The sequence below is a fragment of the Malonomonas rubra DSM 5091 genome, assembly GCF_900142125.1.
Classification (GTDB): domain Bacteria; phylum Desulfobacterota; class Desulfuromonadia; order Desulfuromonadales; family Geopsychrobacteraceae; genus Malonomonas; species Malonomonas rubra.
In genome coordinates this window covers 41,350-57,833 of sequence record NZ_FQZT01000013.1, presented here as the reverse complement: position 1 = coordinate 57,833, position 16,484 = coordinate 41,350, and the positions used below count along the sequence as shown (strand labels likewise).

General features: G+C 54.4%; 10 protein-coding genes and 1 tRNA gene. All 11 read left to right on the top strand.

Annotated features, from left to right (window positions below):
• Nucleotides 1-2: 2 nt before the first annotated feature.
• Nucleotides 3-6,929 (top strand): type I polyketide synthase, encoded by a 6,927-nt coding sequence (locus BUB13_RS14790; RefSeq protein WP_072909544.1) that lies wholly within the window; start codon nucleotides 3-5, stop codon nucleotides 6,927-6,929.
• 159 nt (nucleotides 6,930-7,088) lie between these two features.
• Nucleotides 7,089-8,132: a 3-oxoacyl-ACP synthase III gene (locus BUB13_RS14785; RefSeq protein WP_072909543.1), complete on the top strand. Its 1,044-nt coding sequence runs from the start codon at nucleotides 7,089-7,091 to the stop codon at nucleotides 8,130-8,132.
• The gene (locus tag BUB13_RS14780) at nucleotides 8,132-9,043 is read left to right on the top strand and encodes an alpha/beta fold hydrolase (protein WP_072909542.1); all 912 of its coding nucleotides are present in this window, start codon (nucleotides 8,132-8,134) and stop codon (nucleotides 9,041-9,043) included. The genes BUB13_RS14785 and BUB13_RS14780 overlap by 1 nt, the downstream gene beginning before the upstream one ends.
• Complete coding sequence (locus BUB13_RS14775) at nucleotides 9,040-10,695, top strand: fatty acid CoA ligase family protein (RefSeq protein WP_072909541.1); 1,656 nt, start codon at nucleotides 9,040-9,042, stop codon at nucleotides 10,693-10,695. Before BUB13_RS14780 ends, BUB13_RS14775 begins: the two co-directional genes overlap by 4 nt.
• Entirely contained in the window at nucleotides 10,692-11,681 is a 990-nt protein-coding gene (locus BUB13_RS14770; RefSeq protein ID WP_072909540.1) for an NAD-dependent epimerase/dehydratase family protein, read from the top strand. Before BUB13_RS14775 ends, BUB13_RS14770 begins: the two co-directional genes overlap by 4 nt.
• Before the next feature lie 3 nt (nucleotides 11,682-11,684).
• Complete coding sequence (locus BUB13_RS14765; protein ID WP_072909539.1) at nucleotides 11,685-12,356, top strand: 4'-phosphopantetheinyl transferase family protein; 672 nt, start codon at nucleotides 11,685-11,687, stop codon at nucleotides 12,354-12,356.
• A gap of 78 nt (nucleotides 12,357-12,434) precedes the next feature.
• Complete coding sequence (locus BUB13_RS14760; RefSeq protein WP_084092173.1) at nucleotides 12,435-13,811, top strand: PQQ-dependent sugar dehydrogenase; 1,377 nt, start codon at nucleotides 12,435-12,437, stop codon at nucleotides 13,809-13,811.
• Nucleotides 13,812-13,814: 3 nt separating this feature from the next.
• The gene (locus BUB13_RS14755; protein WP_072909538.1) at nucleotides 13,815-14,609 is read left to right on the top strand and encodes a hypothetical protein; all 795 of its coding nucleotides are present in this window, start codon (nucleotides 13,815-13,817) and stop codon (nucleotides 14,607-14,609) included.
• A gap of 61 nt (nucleotides 14,610-14,670) precedes the next feature.
• Nucleotides 14,671-14,744: transfer RNA gene (locus BUB13_RS14750), tRNA-Cys, on the top strand.
• 56 nt (nucleotides 14,745-14,800) lie between these two features.
• The gene (locus BUB13_RS14745; RefSeq protein ID WP_072909537.1) at nucleotides 14,801-15,616 is read left to right on the top strand and encodes a sulfite exporter TauE/SafE family protein; all 816 of its coding nucleotides are present in this window, start codon (nucleotides 14,801-14,803) and stop codon (nucleotides 15,614-15,616) included.
• A 10-nt stretch (nucleotides 15,617-15,626) separates the two neighbouring features.
• Nucleotides 15,627-16,430: an AmmeMemoRadiSam system protein B gene (gene amrB, locus BUB13_RS14740; RefSeq protein ID WP_072909536.1), complete on the top strand. Its 804-nt coding sequence runs from the start codon at nucleotides 15,627-15,629 to the stop codon at nucleotides 16,428-16,430.
• Nucleotides 16,431-16,484 lie beyond the last annotated feature (54 nt).

Sequence of the window (16,484 nt, the reverse complement as noted above, 5' to 3'; positions counted from 1 at the left end):
GCATGAAGCACGGAAAGTCTGTTGCTATAGTCGGGGTCGGTGGTTCCTTCCCACAATCACCGACCCTTGATCAGTTCTGGCAGAACATCGTTGAGCGGGTTGATACCGCAACGGAGCCACCGCAAGGGCGCTGGCTGCTCGATGTCGATGAGGTCTACGACCCGCTGGTGGGGGCGGCCGACAAGGTTTATTCAAAAAAAGCCTGTTTTCTGGCTGACGAAGACGATACGCGAAATATCCCCGGCATCGATATCGATGCCGATTTTCTTGCCGGGCTCGACCCGATGTTTCGTTTGCTGCTGCGCACCGGTTCACAGGCGTTCGCCGATGCCAAAACTGATAAGCTAGACCGCAGCCGCACCGGCATCATCATCGGCAACCTTGCGTTGCCGTCTGAGAAATCCTCGGCCATGGCGCGCGAATACTTGGGGCGTACCTTTGCTGAAAAACTGCTTGGCAAATCGGTCGATTCCATCGAAGGTCCGATCAACCCCCTGAACCGCTACGTTGCCGGACTCCCGGCCGGGATGCTGGCGAAAGCTCTTGGCCTCGGTGGCACCTGTTTTACTCTTGATGCCGCCTGCGCTTCATCCCTTTACGCCATCAAACTGGCGGTCGATGAACTGCTCTCCGGCCGCGCCGATGCCATGCTTACCGGTGGACTTTCGCGTCCCGATTCCCTTTATACGCAAATGGGATTTTCACAATTACGGGCGTTGTCGCCGACCGGAACCTGTTCGCCTTTCGATCAGAATGGCAACGGCCTGGTGGTTGGTGAGGGTTGCGGTATCTTTGTGCTGAAACGGACCGAAGATGCGGTTCGCGATGGTGATCATATTTACGCGGTGATTCGCGGTATCGGCCTGTCGAACGATATCGGTGGCAGCCTGCTAGCCCCAGTTTCCGAAGGCCAGCTGCGGGCGATGCGCTCCGCCTACAAAGCCGCCGGCTGGCAACCGAGCGATGTTGACCTGATCGAGTGTCACGCCACCGGGACTCCGGTTGGTGATGCTGTCGAGTTTGCCAGTTTGAAAGCTTTGTGGGGCGATCAGGGCTGGCAACGACAGCAGTGTGTTATCGGGTCGGTCAAATCGAATATCGGCCACCTGCTCACGGCGGCCGGTTCTGCCGCTCTGATGAAGACCCTGTTGGCATTTAAACATCAGACTCTGCCACCGACGGCTAACTTCGCACAGCCGGCCGACGGAATGGCCATGCAGAACAGTCCCTTCAGTATCCTGAATCAAACGAAAAACTGGCAGCAGCCTAAGTCTGGACGTGCGCGGCGGGCAGCGGTCAGCGCATTCGGCTTCGGTGGTATCAACGCTCATTTGCTGGTCGAAGAGTGGCTGCCTCAGCAATCTGCAAAAAGTTCAGTCGCTTATTTGCCTGCCAGCCGGAAAAAATCCCAACCGATAGCTATCGTCGGCATGGGGGCGCATTTCGGCCCCTGGGATTCGCTGGAGAAATTTCTACAGCGGGTTTTCGGCGGCGACGCACAGATTGAACCGACGGCACCGGAAAACTGGTGGGGAGCTGAGGAGAGCGAATGGATCCGGGACGTCGCTGGGCTGAAAAAATCCTTCAAGGGCTTTTTTGTGCCGGATGCTTCCGTCAGCCCGGGTAAATTCCGTATTCCGCCTACCGAACTGATCGAGATGCTACCGCGTCAGTTGCTGATGCTCGATGTCGCTGACCAAGCGTTGCAGGATGCCGGTTTGCGCAACGAAGATCAGCTTTTCACAGGTGTTTTTATCGGCACAGGGCTCGATCTTAACGCGACCAACTTCACCTTTCGCTGGAGCATCCAGAAATTGGCTAAAGCTTGGGCAAACGAGCTTGACCTGAACTTAAGCGATACTGACTTGGAGGGGTGGATCGCTGAATTGCGCCGGGCTGCCGGGCCTGCCTTGTCGGCGAATCGCGTCATGGGTGCCCTCGGCAGTATCGTTGCCAGCCGTCTCGCCAAAGAGTTCAAAGTCGGCGGTCCCAGTTTTACCCTGTCGAGCGAAGAGAATTCCGGTTTGCGGGCGCTTGAAGTTGGAGTACGGGCGCTGCAGGAGGGGGCGATCAACCGGGCGATTGTCGGCGCCGTTGATATGGCGGGAGACCTGCGTTCGGTGCTCGGCCAGCACTCAGGTATGCCGTTTTCTGCCAAAGGGGAAATCAAACCTTTTGATCAGAGTGCTGATGGAACCCTGGTTGGTGAAGGCGCTGCCGCCGTGGTTCTGAAACGGCTTGAAGATGCCCAGCAGGATGGTGACCGGATCTATGCTGTAATCAAGGGTATCGGGACTGCTGTCGGTGGTTCGTCCGAAAAAGCGCAGGTTCATTCCGCAACTTACTTGTCTGCATTGCAGAAATTATACAGCGACACGGGAAGCAGCCCGTCTCAGGTCGGCTACCTGGAAACCTCCGGAAGTGGCGTTACCTCGGAAGATCAGACTGAAGCCCAGGTGCTGGGTGAGTATTTCGGTAGGCAGGAGAGTAATATTCCCTGTTATGTTGGCAGCGTCAAAGCCGATATTGGCCATGCAGGTTCGGCTGCCGGCTTGGCATCACTGGTTAAGACCGCACTCTGCCTGAACAGGCAGATTCTGCCGCCGCTGCGTAATGTCGATAACCTGCGCTATGAATGGATTCGCGGTAAACGCAAGTTCAACTTGCCCGCAGGTCCACAGTACTGGTTGCGCAACCGGGCCGATGGGCGCAGCCAGGCGCTGGTGAGCTCGATCAGTGTCGATGGCAGCTGTTCGCATGCTTTACTGGAAGCCTACGAGGGGTCAACGGTCGAAGATTCCGTGCGACCGCTGGGGGAACTGGCTGAAGGATTGTTTGCATTACGGGCCGATGCTGTTGCGGAGCTTATTTCCGGAGCAGGCGAGCTCAAAGCATTTGCTGCCCAGAGCAGGATGTCGGCCATTGATAGGCTTGCAGCTCATTGGCATAAGAGCAATAAATCGGTCGGCAAGCTTTGTCTGACTTTCGTTGCCGGTTCTGCCCAGGAATTGTCTGAACAGATCGATTTCGCGATAAAATCGCTTAGTGAGCAGCCGGATAAAGCTTTGGGAGGAAACGGTCAACCAAATCTGTCGGCAGTTGCTCGGGATCGCGTGTTCTTTAGCCCACAGCCTCTGGCCGATGCAGGCAAATTGGCTTTTGTTTTTCCCGGGTCCGGTAACCACTTTGCCGGGATGGGTCGCGAACTGTCGGCACAATGGCCGAAAGTTTATGCCGCGCAAGACAGGAATAGCGATTATCTGGCCGACCAATATCAGCCTCAACATTTCTGGGGCAAACAGCTGAGTGACCCGATCTATGAGGATCACAACGCGCTGGTGATCTCACATGTAGCGCTTTGCACCGCAATCAGCGACCTAGTTCGCAGCTTCGGTCTCGAGCCGGATGCCATCAGCGGTTATAGTCTCGGCGAATCTTCCGGCCTGTTTTCATCCAATGCGTGGCTGGAACGGGACGGCATGCTGCGACGCCTGAGCAAGTCGACCTTGTTTACCGAGGATCTGGGCGGGGCCTGCAAAGCTGCAGCGAAAACCTGGAATCTGCCGCCAGGAAAAAAGGTTGACTGGATTCTCGGTATTATCGACGCTCCCGCGGATAAAGTACGCCGGCACCTGCAGGGTAAAGATCGCGCCTACCTGTTGATTATCAACACTTACAAAGAATGTGTCATCGGCGGGGATCGCCAGCAGGTTGAACAACTTGTGCAGGAGATCGGCTGCCACATGATCCAGCTTCGCGGCGTGACAACCGTCCACTGTGAAGTGACCAGGCCTGTCGCGACACCCTATCGCGAGTTGCACCTGTTCGATACGACCCCGCCGGAAGGGATCGATTATTACAGTTGCGCACGCGGCGCAAAATACCAGCTCTCACGCGACAATTGTGCCGATACCATCCTTGAGCAAGCCCTTGATACTATCGATTATCCGCGTGTCATCGAACAGGCGTATGCCGATGGTGTGCGAATTTTTATCGAAGTTGGCCCCGGCAATTCCTGCAGCCGGATGATTCACAGTATTCTTGAAGAACGACCGCATCTCGCCCGCCCGACCTGTGTTGCTAATCAGGATCAGGCTTCGATGATTTTACGCTTGCTGGCACAGTGCCTGTCTGAAGGGGTTGATGTTGATTTATCTGCACTTTATGGCGTAGTGGCAAAAGAGGAAGCTGCGCCAAAGGCTCTGATTCACACCCAGATCGGTGGGCAGCCGTTTGCACCGCCGAAACCGGTGGTAACGAAGCCGACAGTGCAGACCCGATTGAAAGCGGCGACTGCGCCTGCTGCTGCGCAAGCGGTTAAACAGATTGAAAAGACTCAACAGGAAATGCCGCCTGCAGCTGAATTGCAGAATCCGTTTCTGCAGCAGTTGACTGAATCGGCAGCGGCCAGTGCTCAGGCGCACGAAACCTATCTGCAGTTTGCCAGAACCATGGAGCAGACGCTGGCTGAGAATATCAGTCTGCAGATGTCGTTGCTGCAGCAGATGGCGGCCAATGGCGAGCCGATTCCGCAGATCTCACCTTTGCCTGTTGAACAAGCTGCTTCGGCTCCGGTGTTTGCAAGGAGCCCGGTAAAGCCGATACCGAAAGTCGCCTTCGACCGCGATATGTGTATGGAATTCGCCATCGGTTCGGTTGCGAAAATGCTCGGCCCCGAGTTTGCTGAAGTCGATACTTACCCGACCCGCGTACGTCTGCCGGATGAACCCTTGATGTTGGTCGACCGGATTCTTACTGTCGAGGGTGAACCACGTTCCATGACCAGTGGCCGGGTGGTGACCGAGCATGACGTCACTGCGGATCGCTGGTATCTCGACGGTGGCCGGATTCCGACCTGCGTGGCGGTCGAAGCGGGACAGGCGGATCTTTTTCTGTCCGGCTACCTCGGCATCGATTTTATTCATAAAGGCAAAGCGGTCTACCGTCTGCTAGATGCGGTGGTTACCTTCCATCGCGGATTGCCGGTGGTTGGCGACACTATCCACTACGATATCAAAATCGATCATTTCTTTCGCCAGGACCAGACCTACCTGTTCCGTTTCAATTTTGAGGCAACGGTCAACGGCGAGCCACTGATGTCGATGCAGAACGGTTGTGCCGGGTTCTTTACCGAGGAGGAATTGGCAGCAGGTCAGGGGATTGTCCACACCAAGCTCGACCTGATGCCACAGCCGGGCAAACTGCCTGATGATTGGCGCGAACTGGTGCCGATGCAGGTGGAAAGTTACAACGAAGCGCAGATCGATGCCTTGTACCGTGGTGATCTGGCAAGCTGTTTCGGTGCACAATTCGCCAATCTCGGCCTGCAGCAGCCGTACACCATGCCGGGTGGCCACTTGAAACTGGTCGACCGGGTGGTCAAGCTCGATCCAAAAGGTGGGCGTTACGGACTTGGCCAGATCAACGCCGAGATGGATATCGATCCAAAGGATTGGTTCCTGACCTGTCATTTTGTCGATGATCGGGTCATGCCTGGTACCCTGATGTACGAATGCTGTATGCACACCCTGCGCATCTTCCTGCTACGCATGGGCTGGATCGGTGAAGGGGGTCAAGCCTGGTGTGAGCCGGTTCCCGGAGTAGATAGCGGCCTCAAGTGCCGTGGACAGGTAATCGAGTCGACCAAAACGGTGACCTACCAGGTCAGTATCAAGGAGCTCGGCTACCGGCCGGAACCCTATGCCATTGTCGATGCGTTGATGTTTGCCGACGGGAAGCCGATTGTCGAAATCCCGAATATGACCTGTCGTTTGACCGGTCTGGATCGACAGCAGGTTGAAGCGCTATGGTCTGGGCAGGTTGCTGCTCCCGTCGTACCGAAACAGAAACAGGTTCTTTACGATACCGATCGCATCACTGCATTCGCCATCGGCAACCCCTCTGACGCCTTCGGTGAACCCTATAAGGTGTTCGACAACGAGCGGAAGATCGCGCGTCTGCCGGGACCACCATTCCAGTTCCTCGACCGGATCGTTGCGATCAACGGCGAACCCTGGAAACTTGTTGAAGGGGTGACTGTCGAGGCTGAATACGATGTGCCACCCGATGCCTGGTATTTCGCTGCCGGGCGTCAACCGGAAATGCCATTCAGCGTGCTGCTCGAAACCGGCCTGCAGCCTTGTGGATGGCTGGCGGCTTATCTTGGTTCGGCACTGACCAGCGATACCGATCTGTCGTTCCGCAACCTTGACGGCAACGCGCTACAGCATCGTCCGGTGACTCCGGAGTCCGGAACCTTGACCACCAATGTCAAAATCACCCGGGTTGCCAGCAGCGGTGGCATGATCATTCAGAGTTACGATTTCGAAATCTATGACAAGCACGGTCCGGTCTACACCGGCGACACCGTATTTGGTTTTTTCTCCGCTGAGTCTCTGGCCCAGCAGGTCGGCGTGCGCGGAGCCCAACTTTATCAGCCGACCGCCGAAGATGAGGGCAGGGGAGAACGCTTTGCTTTCCCGACCGATGCGCCATTTCCGGAAAAGAAAATGCGCATGATCGATGAGATCGATCTATTTGTTGCTGGCGGCGGGCCGAACAAACTCGGATATATTCGTGGACTCAAACAGATCGATCCCGATGAGTGGTTTTTCAAGGCACATTTCTATCAGGATCCTGTCTGTCCTGGATCTTTGGGGCTAGAATCTTTCCTGCAATTGCTCAAGGTGGCAGCGGCGAAGCGTTGGGGCGTTAGTGCGAGCAGTAAATTTGAAACAATCGCGCTGAACGAGAAGCACAGCTGGAATTATCGCGGGCAGATTGTCCCGAGTAATGACCAAGTCAAAGTTGAAGCGGTTATCACTTTCGCTGATGATCAGCAGAAGCTGCTCAAAGCTGACGGTTTCCTCTCGGTTGATGGCAAGGTGATTTATCAACTGCATGATTTTTCCCTGCGGTTGCACCCCTGATTTCAGCCGTCTAATCGAAACACCGATGCGCAAATAAAGAGCCGTGAATGGTGGGATTGCATTTTCCCTTCTATTCGCGGCTCTTTCCATGTTAAAAACCTACTCCGATTATTTTGCTTCTTGATTGTTCAGAACAGACAATGAATCTCTGGTGAGTTGATGAAATATTCTCGCGTCTACGTTGAATCGGTCGGCTACGAACTGGCACCGATCGTGGTTACATCCACCGAACTGGAAAGCCGTTTACAGCCAACCTACGAAGCCTTGCATATTGCTCCGGGCCAGCTCGAAGCCTTAACCGGCATCCGTGAGCGGCGCTGGTGGAAACCGAATACGCCGATTTCTCATGGAGCCATTGCCGCGGCGAAAAAATCGCTGCAGGAGAGGAATATCTCGCCGGAGGATATCGGTGCCGTGGTTTACGCCGGGGTTTGCCGCGAGCATTTTGAACCGGCCACGGCTTGCCAGGTTGCTGCGGCGCTGGGGGTTAAGGGGAATGCCGCGGTTTACGATCTATCCAATGCCTGTCTCGGCGTGCTTAATGGCGTGCTCGATATCGCCAACCGGATTGAGTTGGGACAGATTCGTGCCGGCCTGGTTGTTGCCTGTGAAAGTTCGCGCGAAATCAACGAAATTATGATCAAGCAGATGAACAGCCATCCATCGATGGAGCTGTTCACCAAGTCGCTGGCAACCATGACCGGCGGTTCTGGTGCCGCGGCTGTCCTGCTGACCGATGGCTCCTTCACCCCTTCTCGACGGCCGAAGCTGCTTGGTGGCGTTAATGTCGCCGAACCGGAATTCCACGAACTTTGCCGCTGGGGGATCCGTGTCGATTCGCCGGAAAATCATATCCCTTACATGTCGACTGATGCCGTCGCCGTTATGAAGCATGGCGTTGAACTGGGTAAGCGGACCTGGGATGCTTTTGCGTCTGAGCTCGATATCTCACCGGATAAGGTCGATAAGGTTATTTGCCATCAAGTCGGGGAAGCGCACCAGAAATTGATACTGCAGACGATCGGTATCTCGCCGCAGAAGGATTTTACGACTTTTGAATTCCTCGGCAATATGGGAACTGTTTCCCTGCCGATTACCGCGGCGATCGCCAAAGAGCGTGATGTTCTGCTGCCGGGTGATTTTGTCGGTTTTCTCGGCATCGGCAGCGGCTTGAATTGTTTGATGATGGGGATTCAGTGGTGATGCTCGATACTCCTTTGATGAAAAAAGAATACCCCTTCGATGGAAATTTTCTTCAACTCGGTCAGCTGAAATATCACTACCTTGACGAAGGCAAAGGCGACCCGGTGGTGATGCTGCACGGGAATCCTTCCTGGTCGTTTTATTATCGCAACCTGGTCAAAGAGTTGCGTGATGATTATCGCGTTATCGTACCGGATCACATCGGTTGCGGCCTGTCGGACAAGCCGGTAGATTCGATGTATTCATTTACTCTCAAGCAACGGGTTGATGATCTCGAAGCGTTGCTTGATCATCTCGATATTCAATCGAACATTACCCTGGTGCTGCACGATTGGGGTGGCATGATCGGCATGGCTTACGCCACCCGGTATCCCGAGCGGATCGCGCGACTGGTGTTCATGAATACTGCCGCGTTCCATTTGCCGAAGAGCAAAACCTTCCCGGTTGCACTGCGTATCTGTCGCGATACCCAGCTCGGTGCTTTTCTGGTGCAGGGGTTCAATCTTTTCGCTCGGGGCGCAGCTTTTATCGGCTGCAAACGCAAATCGATGCCGGTGGAGCTACGCAAAGCCTATTGCGCACCTTACGATAGCTGGCAGAGCCGGGTTGCAACGCTGCGTTTTGTGCAGGACATTCCGCTGGAAGAGGGCGATCCTGGTTACGATATTGTCAGTGAAGTGGATGAGAATCTGCAGCAGTTTGCCGACCTGCCGATCTGTATTTGCTGGGGCGAAAAGGATTTCGTTTTCGACGTCAACTTTCTCAAGGAGTGGAAGCAGCGCTTGCCGAAGGCAGAAGTGCACAGCTTTGCTGACTGCGGCCATTACATCCTGGAAGACGCCAAAGAGGATGTGATTCCGATCATTCGCGATTTCCTTGCTGAGAATCCGCTTCCGGGACAAACCTTATGAGTTCCGGCATGTTGACCAACATCGCGGCGCATCTGCCGGCGATGGCGCGTCGGCAGCCGGATACCCCCGCCATCCATATTCCGACCGGAAAAGGGCAGAAGTACAAAACCTTCAGCTTTAAGCAGCTTGATCGGGAGAGCGACCGGATTGCCCATGGCCTCGAGGAGATCGGTATCGGTCGTGGCGTTCATACCGCGCTGATGGTGACCCCGGGACTTGAATTCTTTGCCCTGACCTTTGCCCTGTTCAAGGTCGGTGCAGTGCCAATCATGATCGATCCAGGTATCGGCATCAAAAATCTCAAGATCTGTCTTGCAGAAGCAGAACCGGAAGCCTTTGTCGGTATTCCGAAAGCGCACGTTGCGCGGCTGTTGTTCGGCTGGGGTAAGCCGACCTTGAAGACTTTGTTGACCGTCGGCGGTAAGCTGTTCTGGGGCGGTTCAACCCTGCGTGGCATTAAACGTAAAGCACCCGCCGATAAACCCTATCGCGTGGTGGAAACCGAGAGCGGAGAAACGGCGGCCATTCTTTTTACCAGTGGCAGTACTGGAGTGCCGAAGGGCGTCGTTTATACCCACGGAAATTTTATCGCCCAGGTTGAGCAGCTCAAAGCTGTTTACGATATTCAACCGGGCGAAATTGACCTGCCGACGTTCCCGCTCTTTGCCCTGTTTGCCCCGGCTTTGGGGATGAGCTCGGTCGTGCCGGTGATGGATTTTACCCGCCCCGGTTCGGTTGACCCGAAGAACATTATCGATCCAATCAAAAAATTCAATATCACCACCATGTTCGGGTCCCCGGCACTGATCAACCGTGTTGGCCGCTACGGTGAAGAGAATGGGATAAAGCTGCCATCACTGAAACGGGCAATTTCGGCCGGTGCCCCGGTCCCGGCATCTGTGTTGGAGCGTTTTACGAAAATGCTGGGAGAGGGCGTTGAGGTTTTTACTCCCTACGGTGCGACCGAATCATTGCCAGTCTGCTCCATCGGCAGTCGAGAAATTCTGCAAGATACCCGGAAAGCGACAGATAACGGCTTCGGTGTTTGTGTTGGCATGCCGGTTCCCGGCATCAAGCTTGAGATCATCAGCACGACCGATGAACCGATCGACTGGTGGAACGATGACTTGAAAGTACCGGCCAATGAAATCGGAGAAATTGTTGTTTCCGGAGCGCAGGTCACCCGGCGCTATTTCAATCGGAAGAAATCGACTGATCTGGCAAAAATACTCGATCCGCCGAATGCGACCTTTTACCATCGTATGGGCGATCTCGGTTATCGTGATAACTATGGTCGGATCTGGTTTTGTGGTCGTAAGGCACATCGGGTGACCTGCACTGATAAGACGTTGTACACGATCCCCTGCGAAGCGATCTTCAATACTCACCCGAAAGTCTTTCGTTCGGCACTGGTCGGTGTTGGCAAGCCCGGAAACATGAAACCTGTGATCTGTATCGAACTTGAGCCGGGGATCGATAAAAATGAACATGCCCAGATCATCCGTGAACTGAAATTACTGACGCAGAAGCATGAACTGATTCAGCCGATCGGGCATATTTTGATCCATCCTGCTTTCCCGGTCGATATCAGGCACAATGCAAAAATCTTCCGCGAGAAACTGGCGGTCTGGGCTAAGGGGCAAATCAGATGAGAGCTCTGGTTACTGGCGGTGGTGGTTTTTTAGGTAAGGCAATAGTTAAACTATTGCTCGCTAAGAGTTGGAAAGTTAATTCTTTTTCGAGAAGTGAGTACCCGGAGCTTTCGCTTCTTGGAGTGAACCACTTTTCGGGTGCTCTTAATGATTATGCTGCTGTGCGTGCTGCTGCCGTCGATTGCGATATCGTTTTTCATGTTGCGGCTAAAGCTGGGGTCTGGGGTGATTACGAAGATTATTATCTTGCCAACGTGGTTGGCACCCAAAATGTGATCCAGGCCTGCCGCGAGCATGGTATCGAGCGCCTGGTTTATACCAGTTCACCGAGTGTTGTTTTTGATGGCACCGACATGGAAGGTGTTGACGAGTCGATCCCCTATCCGGGTCATTTCCACGCTTACTATCCGCAAACCAAAGCGCAAGCCGAGAAACTGGTACTGATGGCGAATGATGAGAATCTGGCCACCGTGGCGCTACGGCCGCACTTGATCTGGGGGCCGGAAGATAACCATCTTGTGCCGCGTATTCTGGAGAGAGGGCGTAAAGGGGCCTTGCTTAAGATCGGTAAGCGCGATTGCCTGGTCGATACGATTTACATCGATAACGCGGCCGAAGCCCACTTGCAGGCAGCTGAAAAGCTCGCGATCGGCAGTGAGGTGGCTGGCAAAGCCTATTTTCTCTCCAACGACGAGCCATTGCCTCTCTGGGATGTTGTCAACAGGATTCTGGCCGCAGGCAATCTACCGCCGGTCACCAGGAGCATCTCTCCTGACCTGGCATATTTTGCCGGGGCAGTGCTGGAAAAAATCTACTCCACTTTCAAATTGAAGGGGGAACCACGCATGACCCGTTTCGTTGCTCGTGAATTATCGACTTCCCACTGGTTCGACTTGAGCAACGCCAAGGAAGATTTCGGTTATCAGCCGAAGGTCTCTATTGATGAAGGAATGCGGCGCCTGCAGGACTGGCTGGCAAAAGGTTGACAGATGGGTATTGCTGTTGGTTGTTGGCGTACTGCACCTGAGCGTCCTGTTGTTTCTCCCGATAAAATCGACCTTTGGCGCTTTTCGCTTGCCTTGCCCGAAGTCCAGACCGACCAGCTAAAATCTCTTTTAACTGATGATGAAATTGCTCGTGCCGGGCGCTTGCTGCTCAAAGAGAAACAGCAGCAGTTCATCTGTGCCCGCGCCCGGATACGCCAAATCCTGAGCCGTTACCTTCATTGCGAGCCCTCAGCGATCGCTTTTGTCTATGCTGAGCAAGGCAAACCGGGATTGCGGGGCGTTGCAGGTGTTGATTTCAACTTGGCGCATTCCGGTCGCTGGGGGGTACTGGCAGTAGGCCAAGGCCAGGTTGGTGTCGATATTGAAGGTCTTGATCACACTCTCGATTACCATTTACTGGCGCAACGCTACTTTTCCTCTACTGAACGAACTCTTCTGGAGGCTGCCAGCCTGATACGACAGCTCAGAATCTTCTACCGGCTGTGGACTCAGAAAGAGGCTTGGTTGAAAATGCAGGGGGGGGGCTTCTCTAGCGCCGGGCAAACAACCGGGGCCGATGAATTCAGCAGACATTTTTATCTGACCAGGGGGTATGCCGCCGCGGTCACTTTTTCTGCCCCGGTTGCAATCATCAACAAATACGATTTCAGCTGATTTCTCTCCAGCCCCAGTCGCTCCCCCGCCATTCCTGTGCTATTCTAATAATTTAAACCTCTTCACCGGAAATTGACGATGTCACGATCACTGATAATTTTTGGCGGCTGTCTCATGGTGTTCGCTGGTTGGCTGAGCGCATTCTTTTCTCAGGCCATCCCATTGCAAAGCGATTTTTACTACCTGGTTCCCGCGTTGCTGCTCGGTGTCGGTATCGGAATTGTGCGGAAGCAGCTGAACGCCATGCGCACGGCATTGGCTGTGTTCGTCATGGCAGCGTTGTCGATCGCAACAGTTAATCAGGTTTACCCTGATGGCAAGATATCCGTTATCGATTTTCTGCAGCGGATGGAAAAAGAGGTGCAAAAGGGAAAACCTGTGATTCTGGAGGTGCGTGAAGAGGATCGAAAAGGCGTCTTTGCAGAAGAACGTAAACTGGCAGGAGTCACCGACCTGCGGGTGCAGTTGTATGCGCGTTTGCCCGGTGGGACGCGAATGATGGCTTTTGATCCGCTTGGCCGGCTTTATGTGTCCATCCCGGAGCTCGATGCGATTTATCAGCTTACAGACAGCGACAAAGACGGTTTTGCTGAGCAGCCGTTGCTCTATCATGTCGATCTCGACCGACCTCATGGTCTGATCTGGTCCGGAAACACGCTTTATGTCGCAGAAACATCGCGATTGCTACGGTTGCGGGATAAAGATCAGGATAATCAGGTCGATGAGATAACTGTTCTGCTTGAAAACTTGCCGGATGATGGTGGTCATTGGACCCGTTCACTGGCCGTGGGCAACGACGGCAAACTTTACCTGTCGGTCGGCTCGCGCTGCAACGCTTGTGACGAAGCAGATAAAAGGCGGGCGACAGTGCTGCAGGTTGATCCCGAAACCGGAGAGTCGAGTATTTACGCCAAAGGGCTGCGTAACACGGTTGGCTTGGCGTTTTCAGGTGATGGCAAGGCGCTCTGGGGCAGTGATAACGGCCGCGACATGTTGGGCGACAACCTGCCGCCGGATGAAATCAATAAAATTTTTGCCGGTGCTGATTACGGCTGGCCGCGCTGTTTTGGCGATCAGGTCGCCGACCCTGAACTTTTTCCGAATGGCAATTGCTCCGACACAATTGCCGCCGCGGTGGATCTGCCGGCGCACTCGGCTCCTCTGGGGATTGCATTCGGTGACGGGTTGAATGCACCAGAAGGCTTCCGGCAGAGCATGTACGTTGCTTTTCACGGTTCCTGGAACCGCAGCCAACCGACCGGCTACAAGCTGGTGCGCATTCCGTTCACTAACGGCAGACCGGATAAGCCGAAAGAATTTCTTTTCGGCTGGTTGCAGGGAACGACGGCGTGGGGGCGTCCCGTGGCTCCCCTGGTCGGACCGGACGGGAGTCTCTATTTAAGCGATGACAGGGCCAACGCAATCTACCGCATAACTTGGCCGCAACAGGAGTGACCTGTGAAAAAAATTCTGCTGCTGATTCTGCTGTCAACTTTACCCCTTTGCGCATTCGCCGAGGTGAAAATTATCGAGGTGAAGCATCGGGCCGCGTCATCCCTTGAAAGCCAGGTCCGAGAAATATTGGACAATGATGAAAAGGTGCAGGCTGCAGGGTCGCATCTGATTCTGGTTGCCGATGGAGAGTCACTGCAGGCCGCTGTCAAACTGATAGAGTTACTCGATGTTGTGCAGCGTAACCTGCTGATTCGAGTACGGCAGAGTGAGAACCGGCAGGTTGCAGGCGAAGAGAGTGCCGGAACTGTTCGTTACAACACTAAAGCAGGAGTGACCACTTCAGCGAAAATCAGTACGCATCTGGGCAATTCGAAACAAAGCAGTGAGCAGAGCCTGTTGCTGGTTGAGGGGGGCAGGGGGCTGATCGAGGTCGGTCGCGATATCCCGTACACTCAACAGTGGGCGGCGTTTAGCGGTGAAAACAGTGGTTATGCGGCAAGTACGGCTTATAAAAAAGTTGCAACCGGTTTCTGGATTTACCCGGAAAAAATAGTTGAAGACAAGGTGCTGGTCGATGTTGAGCCCTATATCGGCAACGCAGAACAGAGTGGTACTCAGCCACCACAAATCGACTTTGCCCAGCTTCGTACCCGTTTGCAGGTGCCTCTCGGAGAATGGTACCCGCTCGGCAACCAGCTCATGCACAGGGATAAAGTCAGCCGGGCAATCATCCGCTGGCGCAGTAGCGATGGTGAGTCGGACAAACGACTGGAAATTAGAATTGACCCAGCCGACTAATTTCTCTTGACACCCCTTGGTCGATTTGGTACTTCAATGCGCACGCCAAATCGGCATGAACGGCCCCGTCGCCAAGTGGTAAGGCAGAGGTCTGCAACACCTTTATCACCAGTTCGAATCTGGTCGGGGCCTCCAAAAAATCCAGAGTGCCAGTCGCTAACGGCTGGCACTCTTTTTTTTCGCGCGGGCTTATGGAACTGTTCTCAGCACAGATCATCGCCTTGACTCTCGGGTTCGGCGCTTTTGCCGGATTTCTTGCCGGTCTGCTCGGCATCGGCGGCGGCGTGATCCTGGTTCCGCTCTTTCTCTGGCTGTTCCCCCTGGCCGGTTTTCCTGACCATCTGATTGTCCATACCGCTTTCGGCACCAGTCTGGCGATTATCATACCGACAGCTTTCAGCAGTATGCTCGGACACCGCAAAAGAGGCAATGTCGATTGGCATATGGTCGGCTGGCTGGCGCTTGGAGGAATTGTCGGTGCGATCATCGGCTCAACGGCGGCAGCTTTCCTGCCTGGAAAACATCTGAAGCTTGGTTTTGGCCTGCTGCAATTTGTCATTGCTTACAAGCTGGTGTTCTATCATCCGCACATGCCCCCTGAAAGAGATGATAAACCACCGAGTAAACAGCTGGCGCTGGTCGGTCTGGCCGGGGGATTGTTTTCTGCTTTTTTTGGTATCGGTGGCGGAATTATCGCTGTGCCGCTGATGATGATTGTTCTGCAGCTGCCGATTCATCTGGCAGTCGGAAATTCAAGTGCGCTGATCGTTGTCTCTTCTTTTGCCGGAACCCTCGGCTATGTTTTTCATGGTCTGCAACTGCCGGAAACGGCGCCGTTGTCGCTCGGATATGTTAATGTTTTAGTTGCAACCGTTGTCGCGCCTGTTTCGATGGGGTTTGCACGTCTGGGTGTGAAGTTGGCGAGCCGCACCAGCCAGAAAAACCTGATCAAGGTGTTCGCCCTGTTACTGGTATTTATCGGCGCAAAAATTCTGCTCAGCGGATAAAGGAGGCGCTATGATCCGTCAGCCTGCCGTGGCCGGAAGTTTTTATCCGGGTGATGCACGTGGCCTGAACCGCGAACTCGACCACCTGCTGCCTGCCGACATTGTTCCCCAGCCTGCCAAAGCGATTATTGTTCCCCATGCTGGTTATATCTACTCAGGCGCTGTTGCTGGCGAGGTGATTGCCGCGACAGAAATTCCTCGCACCGTGGTTCTGATCGGCCCGAATCATCAGGGTGCCGGGCGGGATGTTGCTGTCACCGGCGCACAAAGCTGGGCGACGCCTCTGGGAGAGGTGCCGATTGCAGCAGCGCTCCGCGAAATGATGTGCGCGCAGATTCCGCAGCTTGCAGTCGATGATCGTGCCCACCAGAATGAACACTCTCTGGAAGTGATGCTACCGTTTCTTCAGCGCCGGCAGCCTGATTTGCAGATTTTACCGATCTCGTTACGCGCGTTAAGCTATCAGGATGCTGTGCAGCTTGGCTGCAATATCGCTGCAGTTTTGAATCAGGTCGCAGCAGATGTGCTGTTGCTGGCGAGCAGCGACATGAATCATTTCCTTGATGCCGATACGACTGAACAGCTTGATTTCATGGCGATCTCGGCGATGACCGAGCTCAACCCTCAAGCGCTATATCGAACGGTGGTGGAGAATCGCATCAGCATGTGCGGTGTTCTGCCTGCCGTGGTGGCGATGGTTGCCGCCAAAGAACTGGGGGCTGGCGAGTGCAAGCTGGTACGCTACGCTCACTCAGGTCAGGTCAACGGCGACAACAGTCGGGTGGTCGGTTACGCCGCGCTGAGCATCGATTAAAACTTGCCTTCAGCCAGATAAAAACAGTATAAAAGGCCGCTGTTGCGGTCTTTT